The following is a 17,766-nucleotide window of genomic DNA, read 5'->3' as shown; positions in this document are numbered from 1 at the left end:
CGCGAGCGAATCGCTCACCAGGGCGGTTCCCGACAGTTGTGCGCCGAAATACCGTCAGACCCCTTCTTTCCAGGGCCGATTCGCATCTCACGTGTCGACATGTCACTACAGCGTGTTGCCGACATGTGACATTCTGCGGGAAGCGCGTTTGCCGAGGCTCCGGCTCCGGTATTCAGGTGAAGGCTGCGTTGCTCGAAAGGCATCGCCGCCGTACCGTCCCGCGACCCAAAGGGGGTGGCATGTCCGCAGACCAGGGCAGCTCGAAGGTGCTCACGCCCACGAGCGAGGCAGCGCCCAAGGAGCTTGCCGCAATCGACGTACTCGATGGCGTCACGCCCCTCGAAGCCGTGCAGGCCCCGCCCGTCGAGGCCCCCGAAGCCGTCCCGGCCCTGCCGGCCTCGACGGACATCGACACCCGCACCCTGTCCCGCTCCCTGTTCCTGCGGCTCGCCGCACTCGACGAGGACAGTCCCGAGCGCGCCTACGTCCGGGACACCCTGATCGAGCTGAACCTCCCCCTCGTGCGCTACGCGGCGGCCCGGTTCCGCTCGCGCAACGAGCCGATGGAGGACATCGTCCAGGTCGGCACCATCGGCCTGATCAAGGCGATCGACCGCTTCGACTGCGAACGGGGCGTGGAGTTCCCGACGTTCGCGATGCCGACGGTCGTGGGCGAGATCAAGCGCTTCTTCCGCGACACCTCGTGGTCGGTGCGCGTCCCGCGCCGGCTCCAGGAGCTGCGCCTGGCCCTCACCAAGGCCAGCGACGAGCTGTCCCAGAAGCTGGACCGCTCCCCGACGGTGACGGAACTGGCTGCGGTCCTCGGCGTCTCCGAGGAGGACGTGGTCGACGGCCTCGCGGTCGGCAACGCCTACACCGCCTCCTCGCTCGACTCCCCGGCCCCCGAGGACGACGGCGGCGAGGGCTCCCTGGCCGACCGCCTCGGCTACGAGGACACGGCCCTGGAGGGCGTGGAGTACCGCGAGTCCCTCAAGCCGCTGCTGGCCAAGCTGCCGCCGCGGGAACGCCGGATCATCATGCTGCGCTTCTTCGCCAACATGACCCAGTCGCAGATCGGCGAGGAGGTCGGCATCTCGCAGATGCACGTCTCCCGGCTGCTGACCCGGACGCTGGCCCAGCTGCGGGAGGGGCTCATCTCCGACTGAGGGTTCCTATCTGACGGAGCGTCAGCCACCATGGCGAGATGCTTCGTACCGGGACGCCCCGCACCACGACATGGACACATGGCCGCCGAGGCGCCGTTGCGGCAGCGTCGGCGGCCGTCGTGTGTCTGGGCGTGGCCCTGGCCGCGTGCGGCGACGGAGGCAGGGACGGGTACGTGGCGGTGGGCGGTGCGCCACGGCCGACGGGTACGCCGGGAACACCGACGGGAGCGGTACGGATGGTCCCGCTGGACGGGCCGGCCGGTGCCACCGGCTCCCCGGCACGGGGCCCCGACTCCCCCTCCGGATCGGTGACTTCGGCTCCGCCGTCCGCGCAGGCCCCGTCGGCGCCCGAAAGCACCGCGTCCGATCCGGCGGCTGCCTCACCGAGCGCAACCGACGACGGCTCGACCGCTCCGGAGCGGCCCGCGCCCACACCAACTCCCTCTCGTACGACGCCTCCTGCACCCGCCGCCCTCGACTGGGGCGACCCCACGCGCAAGGAGGGCGACCGGCGCTGGTGCGAGAAGGTGACCGTCGCCTTCCACAACTCCGGCGGCGTGGCGGTGCGTTCGGGCACGGTGACGTTCGGGACGCACATCATCGGCGCGCTCGGCATCGACTGGGGAACGGTCGAGTCGGCCGTGGACCTCCCGGCGCCGATCGGGCCGGGGGTGCGCACGGACCACACCTGGACGGTGTGCGTCGACGCCTGGCGCGTGCCGCTGGGCATGCACATAGAGACGCGGGACGTGTCCGTCCAGTGGAAGGGGTGACCCCCGTCAGGGGGCCACGTCGTTACTAGAGCGCCAGCCAGGCCACCGCGGCAACGACCACCACGGCGACGACGATGCCGATGATCAGGCCGATGCGGGGACCGGAGGAGGCGGCCGCCTGCTGCTGGCGTCCCTGGGGAGCCTCGTCCACGAACGCGCGGAACATCTGGGTGCTGCCTGCGGGGTCGTAATTGCCCTGGGGGCCCTGGGTGTTAGCCATGGCCCGAGACACTAGCGAATCCAGGTGGCCGACCCAAGTGCGGGGCCACCGGGACAGACGGGGGCACCTCACCCACCCCGACCTGCGCATTTACGTTTGCAATACTTGCCTTTGCCAAGTTTTTGCGTCGCACGCCCCTCGTTTATTTGCCTGCGGCAACCAATCAGATCTATGGTTGCCCGAAGCAACGAATGCGGGAGGTGTGTGATGGCCGAGCAGGCGCAGTTCGAGGAGCTGGCCCGTCAGCTCAGTGCCTTCGGAGCCGTGAAACGGGACATGGGGCGGATCCTGCCGCCCGACTGCCCGGCCGGTTCCGCCGCCGTGCTGACGCTGCTCGGCCGCCACGGCGACATGCGCATGAGCAAGCTCGCCGAGCTGCTCGCCGTGGACATGTCGGTCACCAGCCGGCATGTCGCGCACGTCGCCGCACGCGGCTGGATCGAACGGTCACCGGACCCGGCGGACAAGCGCTCGCGCATCCTGCGCCTGACGCCCGCGGGTCTGGAGCAGCTCGACGAGCTGTCCCGGCGGACCACCCATCTGCTCACCGACCGGCTGAGCGACTGGACCGACGCGGAGGTCGGCCAGCTCATCCGGCTGATGACGCGGCTGCGCGCCAGCTTCGGCGACTGCCGGTCCGCCCCGCCGCGGCCGTCCGCGCCCGTACTCGAAGAGACCACCCGTACACCCGCAAACACGTAAGAGAAGGAAGCCCATGGCAACGACCACACCAGCCGGTGTGCGGGCTCACGCCAAGCACGGGGGAGGCGCAGACCACGCCCCGATGACGCACCGGCAGATCATGGAGGCCCTGTCCGGGCTGCTCCTCGGCATGTTCGTGGCGATCCTGTCGTCCACGATCGTCTCCAATGCCCTGCCGCACATCATCGGCGACCTCGGCGGCGGTCAGTCCGCCTACACCTGGGTGGTCACCGCGGCCCTGCTGTCGATGACCGCGGCCACTCCCCTGTGGGGCAAGCTCTCCGACCTGTACAGCAAGAAGGCGCTCGTCCAGATAGCGCTGATCATCTACGTCGTCGCCTCGATGGCGGCCGGCCTGTCGCAGAACCCCGGCATGCTCATCACCTTCCGGGTGTTCCAGGGCATAGGCGTCGGCGGTCTGTCCGCGCTGGCGCAGATCGTCATGGCGGCGATGATCTCCCCGCGTGAGCGCGGCCGGTACTCCGGCTACCTGGGCGCCACCTTCGCCGTCGCCACGGTCGGCGGCCCGCTGCTCGGCGGTGTCATCACCGACACCTCCTGGCTGGGCTGGCGCTGGTGCTTCTACGTCGGTGTGCCCTTCGCGATCATCGCGCTGATCGTGCTGCAGAAGACCCTGCACCTGCCCGTGGTCAAGCGGGAGGTCAAGGTCGACTGGGGCGGCGCGACCCTCATCTCCGCCGCCGTCTCCCTGCTGCTGGTCTGGGTCACCTTCGCCGGTGACAAGTACGACTGGCTGTCCTGGCAGACCTACGCGATGGTCGGCGGTTCGATCGTGCTCGGCGCGCTGTTCGTGCTCGTCGAGGCCAAGGCGAGCGAGCCGATCATCCCGCTGCGCCTGTTCCGCAACCGCACCATCACGCTGGCGTCCCTCGCCTCGCTGTTCGTCGGTGTCGCGATGTTCACCGGCACGGTGTTCTTCAGCCAGTACTTCCAGCTGGCCCGCGACAAGTCCCCGACGATGTCCGGCGTCATGACGATCCCGATGATCGGCGGGCTGTTCGTCTCCTCGACCGTCTCGGGTCAGTTCATCACCCGCACCGGCCGCTGGAAGGCCTGGCTGGTCAGCGGCGGTGTGCTGGTGACGGCCGGCCTGATGATGCTCGGCAGCATCCGCTACGACACCGAGTACTGGAAGATGGCCATCTGGATGGCCCTGCTGGGCCTCGGCATCGGCATGATGATGCAGAACCTGGTCCTCGCCACGCAGAACCAGGTGGCGCCCTCCGACCTCGGCTCGGCCAGCTCCACGGTCACCTTCTTCCGTTCCCTCGGCGGTGCGGTCGGCGTCTCCGCGCTCGGCGCGGTGATGTCCCACCGGATCACCGACTACGTCAAGGACGGCATCGCCGCCCTCTCCCCGAAGTACCAGGCCGCACTCGCCGGCTCGAGCTCCACCGACACCATCCCGGACATGGACAAGCTGCCGGCCCCGCTGCGCACGCTCATGGAGAGTGCCTACGGCCACGGCATCGGCGACGTCTTCTTCATCGCCGGCTGCCTCGCGGCCGTCGCCTTCCTGATCACGCTGTTCATCAAGGAGGTCCCGCTGAAGACGCAGGGCGCGCTCGCCCAGGCCGCCGACGTCAAGGCCCCGGCCGCCGCCCCCGTCGAGAACACCGTGGAGCAGCCCGTGCGGGAACCCGCCCAGGAGAACGTGCCCAGCTGGGCCCAGCCGGTCGTCTCGGCGGACGGCTCCCCCGAGGCGCCGGCCACCGCCACCGCCACCGCCGTCCAGCAGCTCACCGCTGTCGCCACGGTGGCCGGGCCCGGCACCGGCGGCCACGGCGGCACCCCGGTCCACGGCTTCGTCCGCGGCGCCGAGAGCGCCCCGGTCCCGCAGGCCGCGGTCACGCTGATCTCCCTCTCCGGCCGCCAGCTGGGCCGCTCGGTCGCCCAGGCCGACGGTTCCTACGGGCTGGACGCGCCGGGCGCGGGCTCGTACGTGCTGATCGCCTCCGCCGACGGCTACCAGCCGCAGGCCTCCACGGTCGTGGTGGGCGAGGAGCCGCTGGCGTACGACATCCTGCTCAGCGGCACCAGCGGACTGAGCGGTGTGGTCCGGGCGGCCGGGAACGCGCTGCCGGTCAAGGACGCGATGGTGATCGTCACCGATGTGCGCGGGGACCTGCTGGCCACCGCGGCCAGTGGTGAGCAGGGCGAGTTCGCCTTCACCGAGCTGGTGCCGGGCGTGGTGACCGTCGCGGTGAACGCGGCCGGATACCGTCCGCGCGCCCTGCCGGTCGAGATCGGCGCCACCGGTGTCACCCGGATCGAGGTCGACCTCGACGCGGGCGCCCAGCTGCAGGGTGTCGTACGGGCCCCGCACGGCCCGCTGGCCGACGCCCGAGTGACCCTCGTGGACGCGGCGGGCAACGTGGTCGGCACGGCCACCACCGGGACGGACGGGGCGTACGCCTTCACCGACCTGGACAACGGCGACTACACCGTCATCGCGACGGGCTACCCGCCGGCGGCCACCGCGCTGTCCGTCTTCGGCCGCGGAGTCGACGGCCACGACATCGCACTCGCCCACCCCGGCGAGTAGTACACCCCGGCCCGTGGTGCGCGCACCGCCATGCGCGCACCACGGGCCGGTTTCATACGACCAATTTGTAAGCCTTTGTAATTCCTTGCAGGGAGAAAAACGGGATGGGACTGACCGCGAGGATCCGTACCCGGGACGGATGGGCCGTGTCGCACTCGGTCGTCACGGTGACGGACATGACCGGTACTCAGGTGCTGCGGGCCGAGGCGGACGCCGAGGGGGCCGTGCGGGACACCACCGAGCTGGCGCCGGGGGCGTACACGGTGATCGTGACCGCCGTCGGATACGCGCCCGCCGCCTCCAGCGCGATCGTCACCGCCAGTGGGCGGGCCGAGGTCGGCACGGTGACGCTGGCCCGGCAGGGCGGCGCCGAACTGCCGCCGCCCGGCCCGTGGACCATCGACCCGGTGCACTCCTCGGTCGCCGCCGTCGCCCAGCACCTGGGGATCTCCAGCGTGCACGGCCGGTTCGCGGAGTTCGGCGGGGCCATCGAGATCGCCCCGGACGACGTCACCAAGTCCCGCGTGGAAGCGGTCATCCGGGCCGCGTCCGTCGACACCGGCAACGGGATGCGCGACACGCACCTGCGGTCCGCGGACTTCCTCGACGTCGAACGGCACCCGGAGATCACCTTCCGCTCGACCGGCCTGAGCCAGGCCGGCCCGGACCGCTGGACGGTCCACGGCGAGCTGGCGATGCACGGGGTCGTACGGCCCGTCGACCTCGACCTGGCCTACCTCGGCACCGGGGCCGACCCGTGGGGCGGCACCCGCGCCGCCTTCCGTGCGACCACCGAACTGCACCGCGAGGACTTCGCGATGAACTACAACCAGGTCCTCCAGGCGGGCATCGCCGCCATCGGTACGACCCTCAGGGTCGAGCTGGACATTCAGGCGGTCCAGGGCGATTCCCTGCCCGCGGGGGAGTGACGTCCGGCCGACACCCTGCCACCGGGCTGCTTCCGCCGCCCGGTGGACCATGGTCAAATGGAACCGCAGGAAGCGGAACCCAGACCATCGCCCGCCCGCCCGGTGAGAGTGCCGTGACCTTCCTCCCGCGTCCGTACACACCCCGCGACCTGCCCGGCCGCACGCTGCTCACGCTGCCCCCGGAAGTCGATCTGTGCACCGCACCCCGTCTCTACGCCCGGATCGTCTCGGTCGCCCGCGCCCGGCGGCTGCGTCTGCTCGTACTGGACCTGACCCGCACCCGGTTCATGGACTCCCAGGGCGCCCATCTGATCCACGACGTGCGCCGGCTGCTGTGCCCGCCCACCGAGGTCCGGGTGGCCGCCCTCCCGGAAGGCCTGCCGAGCCGCGTGCTCATACTGACCGGAGTGCGCCGGGACGTCCCGGTGTACGACGACTGCGCCGCGGCGCTGACATCCTGAGCCTGTGCCCGACAGGGTCAGGCTGACCGGGCCGCATGCGCTCTAGGCTGCGGTCATGGCACCCGACATCGCGACGAACACCCGTGTATCGCAGGCCGAACTGCTGGACTTCGTACGCCCCCGCCACCGCGCCGTCCTGCTCACCCGTCGCACCGACGGCAGCCCCCAGGCCTCCCCGCTGACCTGCGGGGTCGACGACTCGGGCCGGATCGTGGTCTCCACCTATCCCGAGCGGGCCAAGACCCGCAACGCCAAGCGCGACCCGCGGGTCAGCCTGATCGTCCTGAGCGACGAGTGGAACGGCCCCTGGGTCCAGATCGACGGGACCGCCGAGGTCGTCGACAGCCCCGACTCCGTCGAGCCCCTGGTGGAGTACTACCGCAACATCGCCGGCGAACACCCCGACTGGGACGAGTACCGCGAGGCGATGGTCAAGCAGGGCAAGTCCATCATCCGCGTGACACCGGAGCGGTGGGGACCGGTGGCGACCGGTGGCTTCCCGGCGCGGCTGGCCGCGGACTAGCCGCGCTCGACCATCGCCTCGATCCCGGCGACCAGCAGGTCCAGGGCGAAGGTGAAGTCACGGTCCATCATCTCGGCGACCGTGTCCCCGCCGCGGGCGTCCATGATCTCCTGGGACTCCTGGAGATAGTCCGCTGTCTCGGGGTCCTCCCGGGCCGAACTCATGGCCTGCTGGAAGTAGTCGTCCGGGGTCAGTCCGGAGTCCGCGATCCGGGCCATGAACTGGCCTTCCACCGTGCCGTAGCCGTACACGAACTGGAACACGGCCGAGATGGCGCTCGTCACCCGGCGCGCGGGCAGCCCGGCGCCGCGGACGACGCGCTGCACGCTGCGGGAGAAGGCGAGCGCGTTGGGGCCGATGTTCAGGTACCGGCCGGCCAGCGGCGACAGCCAGGGGTGGCGCACCAGCAGCGCCCGGTACTCGGCGGCCAGCGCCCGCAGCTGCTCCCGCCAGTCGGCCTCGTCCCCGGCGGCGGGCAGCCGCAGCTCGCCGTAGGCCGCGTCCAGGGCGAGTTCGAGCAGGTCGTCCTTGGTGTCCACGTACCAGTACAGGGACATCGCGGTGACGTTCAGCTCACCGGCGAGCCGCCGCATGGAGACCTTCGCGAGGCCTTCGGCATCCAGCAGCCGTACGCTCACGGCGGTGATCCGCTCCCGGTCGAGCCCCGAGGGCTGTGCACTGCGCCCACCGCGCCGCGCGGTCCCCTCCAACCACACACTGGCCCGCACCGACCCCGCATCACCCTTCGCCATCGAGGCACCTCTCTGGAGTTTCGGCCACTTCTCAAGATGCTAGGAGTACAGCCAACCTAGGGGCGCGGGGAACTGCGCGACCAGCCACAACGCACCCGCAGCCACACGAATGCCATCCCCCGAGCTGTCAGGCGGCCATCCGCTCCGCCCGCCGCAAAAGCCCCGCTGCCACCAGTCCCCCCACCAGCACAGCAACAGCCCCCACCAACTGCCCGGCCCCCAACCCAGCCGACAGAGACTCCCCCGAGGCAACGGAAGAGCTGAGCACAGCCCCCAGAACGGCAACCCCCAGCCCGTTGCCGAACTCAGCAAGCGTTCCGTTGATCCCGGCCCCCACCCCCGCCCTCTCCGGAGGAATCGCACTCATGATCGCGTGCGCCATCGCAGGGTTGGCAAGGGCGCATCCCACCCCGATCAGCAACAGCCCGATCAGAGCCCCCGCGTATCCGCCGGAGGCAAGCGCGATGGACACCAGCCCCGACGACATCAGCACCATCCCGAGCGCGATCGACACCGGAGTCCCCAGCTTCTGAACCCACTTCGCCGACAGCCCGGAGAAGTTGAGCACCACCACGGCCAGGGCCAGCGGAGCGGTCCGCAGACCCGCCTCCAGAGGGCCGTACCCGAGTACGGACTGGAGGTGCTGGGTCAGCAGGAACAGCGCCCCGCCCATCCCGAAGGTGATGAGCACCGCCCCGGCGACCGCCCCGGTGAACCTGCGGTCGCGGAAGAAGTGCAGGTCGAGCATCGGCTCCTCGACCCGGCTCTCCCAGTACGCGAACAGACCGAGCACCCCGACCGCCACGGCCGCCGTACCGAGTACCCGCGGCGAGGTCCAGCCGTGCTCCGGACCGGAGATGATCGCGAACACGAGGGCGGCCATACCGACGGTCGACAGCAGCGCGCCGAGCAGGTCGGGGCGGTCGCCGCGGCCCGGGGGTCCGGAGGGCGTCCTCCGGGAAGGTGCGGCCTTGGACTCGGGTACGAGGGCCGCGACCGCGACCAGGCCCAGCGCCACGACCGGGAGGTTGATCAGGAAGATCGCGCCCCACCAGAAGTGGTTCAGCAGGAAGCCACCGATGAGCGGTCCGGTCGCGAAGCCCAGCGCGTTGACCGCGCTCCAGATGCCGATCGCCTTCGGCTGCTCCTCGGGCGCGAAGATCTGCATCGCCACGGCGAGCGTGGTGGTGACGAGCAGTGCGCCGCCTATGCCCATGCCGGCCCGGGCGGCGATCAGCTGGCCGGTGGAGCCGGCGAGTCCGGCCGCCACGGAGCCGATGCCGAACAGGGCGAGCCCCGCGAGCAGCATCTTCTTGCGGCCGTAGCGGTCGGCGGCGCTGCCCGCGGTGAGCAGCAGCCCTGACTGCACCAGGGAGTAGGCGTTGATCATCCACTGGATGTCGGAGGTGGCCGCGTGCAGCTCGCGGGTCAACGAGGGGATGGCGACATTCAGGACCGTGTTGTCGAGCAGCACGGTGAGCTGGGCGAGACAGATGACACCGAGGATCAGCCAGCGCTGGGGGTGACCTTGGGAAACCGACATGCTGTACACCGTATAGGTGGAGCTATACGGTGTATAGCGACTTTCTGTCAGCTGCTCTGCGTGAGGTCGTAGAAGGTGGCCGAACCGACCTTCACCTTCTTGAAGTTGCTCTCGACCCACGAGGTGATCTGGGACGCCGTACCGCTGTCGCTGCCTCCCATGCCACCGCCCATGCCGCCGCCGGCGATGAAGTAGTGGATCTTTCCGTCCGTCACGTACTTCTTGAACTCGGCCAGCGTCGGGGACGGGTCGGTGCCGTTGAAGCCGCCGATCGCCATCACCGGGTCACCGGTGGCCAGCTGGTAGCTCGCGGCGTTCTGGGAGCCGATCGAGGCGGCGACCCAGGTGTACGTGCCCGCGTTCTTCTCCAGCAGCTTCTTGGCCGCGGAGCTGACGTTCGCGCCGTTCACCAGGCCGCCGGCGCCACCGCCGCCGCCCATCCGGCTGCCTTCGCCCGTCTGACCGCCACCGGGGAAGCCGTTGCCGTTCTGCTGGTTCTGGCCCTGCCCCTGGCCCTGGCCGCCCTGGCTGTTGCCGTTCTGACCCGGCATGCCGCCGCCCGGGAAGCCCTGGCCCTGACCCGGCACGGTCCCGTTGCCGTTCTGCCGGCCCTGCTGGTTCTGCTGGTTCTGCTGGCCCTGGCCCGGCGTGCCGGCGCCGAAGCCGCCGCGCATTCCGCCGCCGTTGCCGCCACCCGGACGACCGCCGCCGAAGCCCATCATGCTCGCGCCCGCCGGTCCCGCCGTCGGGATGGAACCCGTGTGCGCGGAGTTCACCGTGCTGAGGGTGTACGCCGTCGGACCGGCCAGCGCGGCCACCAGGCCCACCGCCGCCGCGCCGAGGGCGAGCTGCCGCGAGATGCGGCCCGCGAAGACCAGGCCGAACGCGGCCGCGAGCCCGCCGACCAGGACCAGCCACTTCAGCCAGGGCAGGTAACCGGAGGTGCGGTTGAGCAGGACGTAGCCCCAGGCGGCCGCGGCCACCACGGCGGCGGCCAGCGTGAGCGACGCCCAGGTCTCCTTCCGCTTCTCCCACAGCAGCCCGGCGCCCATGCCGGTGACGGCCGCGATGTAGGGGGCGAGGGCCACCGTGTAGTACTGGTGGAAGATGCCCGCCATGTAGCTGAAGACCACCATGGTGATCAGCAGCGAGCCGCCCCACACCAGGAACGACGCACGGGTGACGGACGTACGCCGTGCCTTGCGGGTCGCCCACAGGCCGGCGCCCAGCAGGATCAGGGCCGCCGGGATCAGCCAGGAGATCTGGCTGCCGATCTCGGAGTTGAACATCCGGTCCCAGCCGGTCTCGCCCCACTGCCCGCCGCTGCCGTTGCCGCCGCCGGGGACGACGCTGCCGGTCTCGTCGCCGCTGATCCGGCCGAGGCCGTTGTAGCCGAAGGTCAGCTCCAGGAAGCTGTTGTTCTGCGAACCGCCGATGTAGGGGCGCGAGGAGGCCGGCCACAGCTCGACGATCGCGACCCACCAGCCGCCCGCGACGATCAGCGCGAGGGTCGCGAGACCCAGCTGCACCAGCCGCTTGCGCAGCCGCACCGGACCGCAGACGGCGTAGACGATCGCCAGCGGCGGCAGGATCAGGAACGCCTGGAGCGTCTTGGCGAGGAACGCGAAACCGATCGCGGCACCTGCCCACACCAGCCACCCGGTCCGCCCGTCCTCCACGGCACGCACGACGAAGTAGCAGGCCAGCGACATCAGCAGGGCCAGCAGCGCGTCCGGGTTGTTGAACCGGAACATCAGCGCCGCGACGGGGGTCGGCGCGAGCACCGCGCCGGCGACCAGACCGGCCGCCGGGCTGAACCGGCGCCGGACACCCGCGTACACGACCGCCACCGTGCCGACGCCCATCAGGACCTCGGGCGCGAGGATCGCCCACGAGTTCAGGCCGAAGATCCTGACCGACAGCTCCATCGGCCACATGAACGCGGACGGCTTGTCGACGGTGATGGCGTTGCCCGCGTCCAGCGAGCCGAAGAAGAACGCCTTCCAGGACTTGCTGCCCGCCTGGACGGCCGCCGAGTAGAAGGAGTTGGCGTATCCGGAGGCGCTCAGGTTGTACAGATAGGTGACGAGGGTGACGGCCAGCAGACCGAGGAAGGCCGGGCGCGCCCAGCGCGGGTCCTCGGGGCGGCCGCGCCACAGTCTCCGTACGAAGGGCTGCCGGGGCTCACCGGACTCGGGGGCCTGCGGAGGCGCCGTGGGCGGCGGTCCCCAGGTCGCGGGGGTGTCCTGCTGGGCGGGCTGGTCGTAGTGGGTGGTCATCGGGGGTCCCCCGGGTCGGTGTCGTGAGGGCGCACCGGCTGCAACCGCATGGTGGCGTCCCTCCAGCTGCCGTCCGCGGCTTCACCGGCGCGGACCTGGGTGGTCTGGTACGGGTCGTACGAGGAGTACGGCACCGGGCGCTGCGGGAGGGGTGCGTACGGAGCCGTCGTGCTGTACGTGGGCGAGGAAGGGGTGTACGTGGGCGACGACGGGGTGTGCGCGGCGACCACCGTCGAGCCGCCGGACTCGCGGCGGTCCGGGAACACCCAGGCACGGAAGAGCAGGAACCGCAGGACGGTCGCCGCGAGGTTGGCGGCGATGAGCACGGCCAGTTCGGTGGAGTGCGCCGGGTTGCCGGTGGCCGCGTTCAGGGCGGCCAGGGAGCCGCTGGTCAGGGCGAGTCCGATGCCGAAGACGACCAGGCCCTGCGCCTGGTGCCGTACGGCTCCGCCCCGGCCGCGCACCCCGAAGGTCAGCCGGCGGTTGGCGGCCGTGTTGGCGACGGCCGAGACGAGCAGGGCGAGCGCGTTGGCGACCTGCGAGCCGGAGAACTGCCGGAAGACGGTGTAAAGGAGGAGGTAGAAGAGGGTCGACAGGGCGCCGACCGCGCAGAATCCGACCAGCTGGCGGGCCAGCCCCTTGGGCACGTCCTGGATCTCGCGGTCGCGCGGGTCGTCGCCGAAGGGCCGGGTGAGCCGGTCCAGCGCCAGCGAACCGGTGGCCAGGGCCCTGCCGATGCGCCACACGCCCTTGAGGTCGTCGGTGGCCGTCTTCACGATGTGCACAGTGGAGTCCGGGTCGTCGACCCAGTCGACCGGCACCTCGTGGATCCTGAGCCCCGCCCGCTCGGCGAGCACCAGCATCTCGGTGTCGAAGAACCAGCCGGTGTCCTCCACCAGCGGCAGCAGCACCTGGGCGACATCGCGGCGGATGGCCTTGAAGCCGCACTGCGCGTCGGAGAAGCGGGCCTGCAGCGAGCCGCGCAGGATCATGTTGTAGGCGCGGCTGATGAACTCCCGCTTGGGACCGCGCACCACCCGGGAGCTACGGGCGAGCCGGGAGCCGATCGCGAGGTCCGAGTGACCCGAGATCAGCGGCGCCACCAGCGGCAGCAGGGCGTTGAGGTCGGTGGACAGGTCGACGTCCATGTACGCGAGGATCGGCGCCTCGGAAGCGGACCACACGGTCCTGAGGGCGCGCCCGCGGCCCTTCTGCTCCAGCCGGAAGTTGGCGACCTCGGGGATCTCCGCCTCCAGCCGCGCCGCCACCAGCGGGGTGCTGTCCGTGGACGCGTTGTCCGCGATCGTGATGCGGAAGGCGTACGGGAAGGTGCGGGTGAGGTGGTCGTGCAGTCTGAGCACGCACGGCTGGAGGTCCTTCTCCTCGTTGTAGACGGGGATCACTACGTCCAGGACAGGCGTACCGGCGTTTCCGGCCGGGAGGTGCTCCCGCGCCGGCAGGGTGCCGGGAGAAGAGTCGGTTCGCATGGAACCGACTTTCGTCAGGCGCCCTGTTGCACCCATGTGGTGGCACTGTGCTGTGCCTGTGAGTGCGATTGCCAGTCGGTTTCGGGCGCGGGCTGCGGGACGGCAGGGCCGAGCGCGGGCAGGTGCACGGTGAAGACCGTCCGCCCCGGAACGCTGTCCACGGTCACGGCACCGCCGTGCGCGGTGGCGACGGCCTGCACGATGGCGAGGCCGAGACCGGTGGAGCCGGTGGAGCGGGAGCGGGCGGAGTCCCCCCGCGCGAACCGCTCGAAGACGTGCGGCAGCAGGTCGGAGGGGATCCCCTGCCCGTTGTCCTCGACGTCGACGCACATCCACGGCCCGCGCCGCTGCACGCGGGCGGTGACGGTCGTACCGGGCGGGGTGTGGTTGCGGGCGTTGCCCAGGAGGTTGACCAGGACCTGCTGCAGGCGTGCCGCGTCCGCGGACACCAGGGCGGGCTCGTCGGGCAGGTCGAGCCGCCAGTTGTGGTCCATGCCGGCCGCGCGGGCGTCGCTGATGGTGTCCACGACGAGCGGAACGAGGTCGGTCTGCTCGAACTGCAGCGGCCGACCGGCGTCCAGCCGGGCGAGCAGCAGCAGGTCCTCGACCAGCAGGGTCATCCGCCCGGCCTCGGACTCGATCCGCCCGAGGGCGTGCCGGGTGTCCGGCCCGACCTGCTCCCTGCCCCGCCGGGTCAGCTCGGCGTAGCCGCGGATGGAGGCGAGCGGAGTCCGCAGCTCATGGCTGGCGTCGGCGACGAACTGCCGTACCCGCATCTCGCTCTGCTGCCGTGCGTGGAGAGCGCCGTGCACATGGTCGAGCATCCGGTTGAGCGCGGCGCCGACCTGGCCGACCTCGGTGTGCGGGTCGCACTCCGACTCGCGCACCCGCTCGCTGAGGTTCACCTCGCCGGTGTGCAGGGGGAGTTCGGAGACCCGGGTGGCGGTGGCGGCGACCTTGCGGAGGGGGCGGGTGGCGACGCCGACGATGACGAAGCCGGCGAGGGAGGCGGCGACCAGTCCCGCCACGGTGACACAGACCTCGACGACGACGAGGGTGTCGATGTTGTCGTCGACGTCCTTGGTGGGCAGGGCGACGTAATAGGCGTCGCCGCCGTCGGGGCTCACCCTGTACTGGACCCGGTAGTCCCCGAGCCCCGGGAGCGCCACCGTGTGCGGTTTCCCGTCCTTCGACGCCTTGGCCAGCGCCTGCTTCTGCGCGGCGGTGAGGTCGACGGTGCTCATCTTGCGGAACCTGTTGTAACTGTCGTTCAGCTGCACGGCCTTGCCGGCGCTGGCGATCGAGCCGTTCTCCACGTACGCCGCGACGGTGCTGGGCTGCGTCGGGCCGTTGGTGAGGAGGTGCTCGATCCGTTCGCTCGGCGTGGAGTCGGCCTTGGAGTCGGGCGCCGCCGGACCAGGTACGGCCCCGCCGGGACTCTGCAGACGGCCGCCCGCCGCGCGCATGGCGATCTCGCCGACCTTCTCGTCCAGTTGGTCGTACAGATGGGTCCGCAACGCGAGCGTGGTCACGGTGCCGATCACCGCGCACACCACGGCGATCAGCACCACGGATGCGACGACGAGCCGCGTCCGCAGGGTGCGCGGCTGTCCAGCTCGTCGCTTCTGCGGACGCGGCCGTCGTCGTCCGCTCATGACGCGGCGGGCTTGATCAGGTAACCGGCCCCACGCCGGGTGTGGATCATGGGCTCGCGCCCCGCGTCGATCTTCCGTCGCAGGTAGGAGATGTACAGCTCGACCACGTTGGCCTGCCCGCCGAAGTCGTACGACCACACGCGGTCCAGGATCTGCGCCTTGCTGAGGACGCGCCGCGGGTTGCGCATGAGGAAGCGCAGCAGCTCGAACTCGGTGGCGGTGAGGTGGATGGACTCCCCGGCCCGCGAGACCTCGTGGCTGTCCTCGTCCAGGGTCAGGTCCCCCACGACGAGCACGGAGTCGGACCGGCGGTCGGCGGCTCCGGACCGGCGTATGAGCCCCCGCAGCCGCGCCACGACCTCTTCCAGGCTGAACGGCTTGGTGACGTAGTCGTCGCCACCGGCGGTGAGCCCGGCGATGCGGTCCTCGACGGCGTCCTTGGCGGTGAGGAAGAGGACGGGCACGTCGGGCAGGTCACGGCGCAGCCGCCCCAGCACGGTCAGCCCGTCCATGTCGGGCAGCATCATGTCCAGGACGACGGCGTCGGGCCGGAACTCACGGGCCGTCTGAACGGCTCCCTGTCCGTCCCCCGCACTCCTGATCTGCCAGCCCTCGTAGCGAAGAGCCATGCTCAGGAGTTCGGTGATCGACAACTCGTCGTCCACCACAAGCACTCGGACGGGGCTCCCGTCCGGCCTCAGCAGTTCGGTGCGCCCCTGGGGCGAGGTCGTGGTCATGGTGGACACCTTGTCGGGGCCCTCTGAGAAGAGACTTTCCCTTTTCTGTGATTTCCCTGAGAAACGCACAGGCGTCTCTCAGGGAACGCCTGGGAACCCTTCACGTGCGCGCGAGGAGCCACTCACGTCCGCGCAAACCCGTGACTGTGCTCGACCCGGGCGATGTGGATCACGTACTGCTCGTACCACTGCTCCCGCCCGCGCCGCTTGGCTGCGAGGTGCTCGGGGTGGCGGCGCCACTCCTCTATCCCGGCGAGGTCCCGGAAGTAGGCGACGGAGATCGCGGGCCCGCCGGGGGTGTGGGCGAAGTCCTCGCCGAGAAAGCCGGGGATGTCGCGCACGAGGCCGGAGAGGTGACGGGCGGCGTCGGCGTATCCGTCGGGGTCGCGGTCGGTGCGGGTGGAGGTGAACACGACGGCGTAGTAAGGGGGTTCGAAGGCCGGCGTGGGGCTGACAGGGGCAACAGGCTGATCGCTCATGTCGGCCACGATGCCCGGCGGCGGCGCCGGGAGTCCATGGACCTTACCCGAAGGGATCCGTACGGGATCCAAGTCTTGACCTTCTTCGGGTCTCGGTGCCTCAGAACAGCCCGTCCTGCTCCCTCCTGAACTCCCTTACCGGCACCGTGAACACGCCGGCCTCCGAGGGCAGCGGCGCCAGCTCCCACCCGGTCATCAGCCGCGTGTCGAGGACGACGACCCCGCGTCCGTCGACCGCCAGATGCAGATCGGGCCCGGCGGCAGCGACCAGCTCACCGCTCACGGCCCCACCCGGGACCAGCTGGACGACATCACCGACGGCGGCCTCCGGTACGCCGGAGAGTCCGAACTCCACAGTGTGATCGACCGGTTGGCATGGCTCCCGGGTCAACGACTCGGGCCACCCGTCGAGTGCGACGGCAAGCGCGTGCAACTCCCGCACCTCGACGGCCCGCTCGCCCTCCGTCCGCGGCAGCCCGGCCCGCACCGCCCGCTTCTCGGCGTACGGGATCCGGTCCGGGACCTGGAGGGCGGCCCGCAGCAGCTCCTCGGTGCGCCGGGCGGCCATCAGGGGGCCGGTGCCCAGCCAGCTGAAGCAGACGGCACCCTGCTCGAGCAGCCGGGCCGAACCGCGCTCGACGGCGGTGATGCCGACCTTGACCATGCCGGGCCCGAACCAGGCCAGATAGACGCGGTACGGCCGCGGATCATCGGCGATCGTGTCGGCGGCCACGGAGTGCGCCCGGTCCAGCCGCGCGCACTCCTCGCACCGGGCCCCCGTGCTCCGCCCGGGCACCGTGGCCCGCAGCGGACAGGCATGCCCCCGGGCCCCGACGCACCGCCGCGCCGAGCCGTCCGCGACGGCGAACGCGACCCGCTTCCCCCACGGGAGCGCACTGCGCCGCCCGCCGTCCCACACCAGCGCGGGGCCGTCCGGCGTCCAGCGCAGTCCCGAGCAAGTCCATACGTGTGCCATCACTCACGAGAGTAGAGGCCGGGTCCGACAGTGCCCTGCGGGCGGCAGCTGCCGGACGGCTCCGGCGGTCACCGACCGCCGCGCGCGGAAAGTACGTTCACTCGGCAGGCGACAGGGGTACCGATGCGGCGCGCGCCTCGCCCGGCACCACGGGCACCGGCACCGGGTGCTCCGCAGGCCGCCCCCGCCCCGCCAGCCGGCAACTGACACACCCGGGGTGCCCCTCCCTGGCCCGTGTGTCCCGGGTCCGCATCCCCCACTGCCCGCGCGGCCGCACCCCCGGCGGCTTGCCCCACCCGGACAGATGCAGCACCCAGGTGACCAGGACGCTCACGCCCACGATCGCCAGACCGCCCACAAGGGCCGGCACGGAGACCGTGCACACTCCCAGCCCCACCACACCGCTTCCGACGGTCGCGATACCGAACCCGGTCCAGCCGGCGATCGTGTGACCCTCGTCGTACAGACTCATGTAGCCGCCTCCAGGGACGAGATTCCCTCACGGACTAAGAATTCAC

The 17,766-nt window shown here is 70.9% G+C and carries 17 protein-coding genes; 7 read left to right on the top strand and 10 right to left on the bottom strand.

The features are described 5' to 3' along the window. Positions 1–239 precede the first annotated feature (239 nt). The gene (locus tag ABZ471_RS35435) at positions 240–1,166 is read left to right on the top strand and encodes an RNA polymerase sigma factor SigF (protein ID WP_359072374.1); all 927 of its coding nucleotides are present in this window, start codon (positions 240–242) and stop codon (positions 1,164–1,166) included. Positions 1,167–1,402: 236 nt separating this feature from the next. After that, positions 1,403–1,939 (top strand): hypothetical protein, encoded by a 537-nt coding sequence (locus ABZ471_RS35430; RefSeq protein WP_359072373.1) that lies wholly within the window; start codon positions 1,403–1,405, stop codon positions 1,937–1,939. 25 nt (positions 1,940–1,964) lie between these two features. Here the strand turns inward: ABZ471_RS35430 and ABZ471_RS35425 are convergent, their stop codons facing one another. Continuing rightward, on the bottom strand, positions 1,965–2,159 hold the full coding sequence (locus ABZ471_RS35425; RefSeq protein WP_359072371.1) for a hypothetical protein: 195 nt from the start codon (positions 2,157–2,159) through the stop codon (positions 1,965–1,967). A gap of 207 nt (positions 2,160–2,366) precedes the next feature. On the opposite strand from ABZ471_RS35425, the gene ABZ471_RS35420 reads away from it, so the two are divergent. The 5 genes from ABZ471_RS35420 to ABZ471_RS35400 all read left to right on the top strand — a co-directional run bounded on the left by ABZ471_RS35420 (position 2,367) and on the right by ABZ471_RS35400 (position 7,340). Continuing rightward, positions 2,367–2,861 (top strand): MarR family transcriptional regulator, encoded by a 495-nt coding sequence (locus tag ABZ471_RS35420; protein ID WP_359072370.1) that lies wholly within the window; start codon positions 2,367–2,369, stop codon positions 2,859–2,861. A gap of 13 nt (positions 2,862–2,874) precedes the next feature. Beyond that, on the top strand, positions 2,875–5,427 hold the full coding sequence (locus tag ABZ471_RS35415) for an MFS transporter (protein WP_359072368.1): 2,553 nt from the start codon (positions 2,875–2,877) through the stop codon (positions 5,425–5,427). Positions 5,428–5,531: 104 nt separating this feature from the next. Beyond that, positions 5,532–6,356 (top strand): YceI family protein, encoded by an 825-nt coding sequence (locus ABZ471_RS35410; RefSeq protein ID WP_359072366.1) that lies wholly within the window; start codon positions 5,532–5,534, stop codon positions 6,354–6,356. A 113-nt stretch (positions 6,357–6,469) separates the two neighbouring features. Then, positions 6,470–6,817, top strand: coding sequence for an STAS domain-containing protein (locus tag ABZ471_RS35405; RefSeq protein WP_359072365.1), 348 nt, complete (start codon positions 6,470–6,472; stop codon positions 6,815–6,817). 55 nt (positions 6,818–6,872) lie between these two features. After that, positions 6,873–7,340, top strand: a complete 468-nt coding sequence (locus tag ABZ471_RS35400) for a PPOX class F420-dependent oxidoreductase (protein ID WP_359072363.1) — start codon at positions 6,873–6,875, stop codon at positions 7,338–7,340. On the opposite strand, the gene ABZ471_RS35395 is transcribed toward ABZ471_RS35400, so the two are convergent. The 9 genes from ABZ471_RS35395 to ABZ471_RS35355 all read right to left on the bottom strand — a co-directional run bounded on the left by ABZ471_RS35395 (position 7,337) and on the right by ABZ471_RS35355 (position 17,720). Continuing rightward, positions 7,337–8,092: a TetR/AcrR family transcriptional regulator gene (locus tag ABZ471_RS35395; RefSeq protein WP_359072362.1), complete on the bottom strand. Its 756-nt coding sequence runs from the start codon at positions 8,090–8,092 to the stop codon at positions 7,337–7,339. The two genes, ABZ471_RS35400 and ABZ471_RS35395, sit on opposite strands and share 4 nt — an antisense overlap. A gap of 127 nt (positions 8,093–8,219) precedes the next feature. Further along, positions 8,220–9,635: an MFS transporter gene (locus ABZ471_RS35390; protein ID WP_359072361.1), complete on the bottom strand. Its 1,416-nt coding sequence runs from the start codon at positions 9,633–9,635 to the stop codon at positions 8,220–8,222. 47 nt (positions 9,636–9,682) lie between these two features. Next, entirely contained in the window at positions 9,683–11,914 is a 2,232-nt protein-coding gene (locus tag ABZ471_RS35385; RefSeq protein WP_359072359.1) for a glycosyltransferase family 39 protein, read from the bottom strand. Continuing rightward, complete coding sequence (locus ABZ471_RS35380) at positions 11,911–13,401, bottom strand: bifunctional glycosyltransferase family 2/GtrA family protein (protein WP_359072358.1); 1,491 nt, start codon at positions 13,399–13,401, stop codon at positions 11,911–11,913. Before ABZ471_RS35380 ends, ABZ471_RS35385 begins: the two co-directional genes overlap by 4 nt. A gap of 14 nt (positions 13,402–13,415) precedes the next feature. Then, positions 13,416–15,056 (bottom strand): HAMP domain-containing sensor histidine kinase, encoded by a 1,641-nt coding sequence (locus ABZ471_RS35375; protein WP_359072356.1) that lies wholly within the window; start codon positions 15,054–15,056, stop codon positions 13,416–13,418. Next, positions 15,053–15,793: a response regulator transcription factor gene (locus ABZ471_RS35370; RefSeq protein ID WP_359072354.1), complete on the bottom strand. Its 741-nt coding sequence runs from the start codon at positions 15,791–15,793 to the stop codon at positions 15,053–15,055. Before ABZ471_RS35370 ends, ABZ471_RS35375 begins: the two co-directional genes overlap by 4 nt. A 122-nt stretch (positions 15,794–15,915) precedes the next feature. After that, positions 15,916–16,272: an antibiotic biosynthesis monooxygenase gene (locus ABZ471_RS35365; protein ID WP_359072353.1), complete on the bottom strand. Its 357-nt coding sequence runs from the start codon at positions 16,270–16,272 to the stop codon at positions 15,916–15,918. 100 nt (positions 16,273–16,372) lie between these two features. Beyond that, entirely contained in the window at positions 16,373–17,248 is an 876-nt protein-coding gene (locus ABZ471_RS35360; RefSeq protein WP_359072351.1) for a DUF2797 domain-containing protein, read from the bottom strand. Positions 17,249–17,345: 97 nt separating this feature from the next. After that, the gene (locus tag ABZ471_RS35355) at positions 17,346–17,720 is read right to left on the bottom strand and encodes an HGxxPAAW family protein (RefSeq protein ID WP_359072349.1); all 375 of its coding nucleotides are present in this window, start codon (positions 17,718–17,720) and stop codon (positions 17,346–17,348) included. Positions 17,721–17,766 lie beyond the last annotated feature (46 nt).

The organism is Streptomyces sp. NPDC005728 (genome assembly GCF_040630895.1).
In the GTDB taxonomy this organism is placed as follows: domain Bacteria; phylum Actinomycetota; class Actinomycetes; order Streptomycetales; family Streptomycetaceae; genus Streptomyces.
This window is presented reverse-complemented; position numbering and strand designations above follow the sequence as displayed.

What these genes read in the sequence shown, in the direction of transcription:
- ABZ471_RS35435 (WP_359072374.1), top strand. Translation starts at nt 240, where the DNA reads ATGTCCGCAGACCAGGGCAGCTCGAAGGTGCTCACGCCCACGAGCGAG.
- ABZ471_RS35430 (WP_359072373.1), top strand. Translation starts at nt 1,403, where the DNA reads ATGGTCCCGCTGGACGGGCCGGCCGGTGCCACCGGCTCCCCGGCACGG.
- ABZ471_RS35425 (WP_359072371.1), bottom strand. Translation starts at nt 2,159, where the DNA reads ATGGCTAACACCCAGGGCCCCCAGGGCAATTACGACCCCGCAGGCAGC.
- ABZ471_RS35420 (WP_359072370.1), top strand. Translation starts at nt 2,367, where the DNA reads ATGGCCGAGCAGGCGCAGTTCGAGGAGCTGGCCCGTCAGCTCAGTGCC.
- ABZ471_RS35415 (WP_359072368.1), top strand. Translation starts at nt 2,875, where the DNA reads ATGGCAACGACCACACCAGCCGGTGTGCGGGCTCACGCCAAGCACGGG.
- ABZ471_RS35410 (WP_359072366.1), top strand. Translation starts at nt 5,532, where the DNA reads ATGGGACTGACCGCGAGGATCCGTACCCGGGACGGATGGGCCGTGTCG.
- ABZ471_RS35400 (WP_359072363.1), top strand. Translation starts at nt 6,873, where the DNA reads ATGGCACCCGACATCGCGACGAACACCCGTGTATCGCAGGCCGAACTG.
- ABZ471_RS35395 (WP_359072362.1), bottom strand. Translation starts at nt 8,092, where the DNA reads ATGGCGAAGGGTGATGCGGGGTCGGTGCGGGCCAGTGTGTGGTTGGAG.
- ABZ471_RS35390 (WP_359072361.1), bottom strand. Translation starts at nt 9,635, where the DNA reads ATGTCGGTTTCCCAAGGTCACCCCCAGCGCTGGCTGATCCTCGGTGTC.
- ABZ471_RS35385 (WP_359072359.1), bottom strand. Translation starts at nt 11,914, where the DNA reads ATGACCACCCACTACGACCAGCCCGCCCAGCAGGACACCCCCGCGACC.
- ABZ471_RS35380 (WP_359072358.1), bottom strand. Translation starts at nt 13,401, where the DNA reads ATGCGAACCGACTCTTCTCCCGGCACCCTGCCGGCGCGGGAGCACCTC.
- ABZ471_RS35375 (WP_359072356.1), bottom strand. Translation starts at nt 15,056, where the DNA reads ATGAGCGGACGACGACGGCCGCGTCCGCAGAAGCGACGAGCTGGACAG.
- ABZ471_RS35370 (WP_359072354.1), bottom strand. Translation starts at nt 15,793, where the DNA reads ATGACCACGACCTCGCCCCAGGGGCGCACCGAACTGCTGAGGCCGGAC.
- ABZ471_RS35365 (WP_359072353.1), bottom strand. Translation starts at nt 16,272, where the DNA reads ATGAGCGATCAGCCTGTTGCCCCTGTCAGCCCCACGCCGGCCTTCGAA.
- ABZ471_RS35360 (WP_359072351.1), bottom strand. Translation starts at nt 17,248, where the DNA reads ATGGCACACGTATGGACTTGCTCGGGACTGCGCTGGACGCCGGACGGC.
- ABZ471_RS35355 (WP_359072349.1), bottom strand. Translation starts at nt 17,720, where the DNA reads ATGAGTCTGTACGACGAGGGTCACACGATCGCCGGCTGGACCGGGTTC.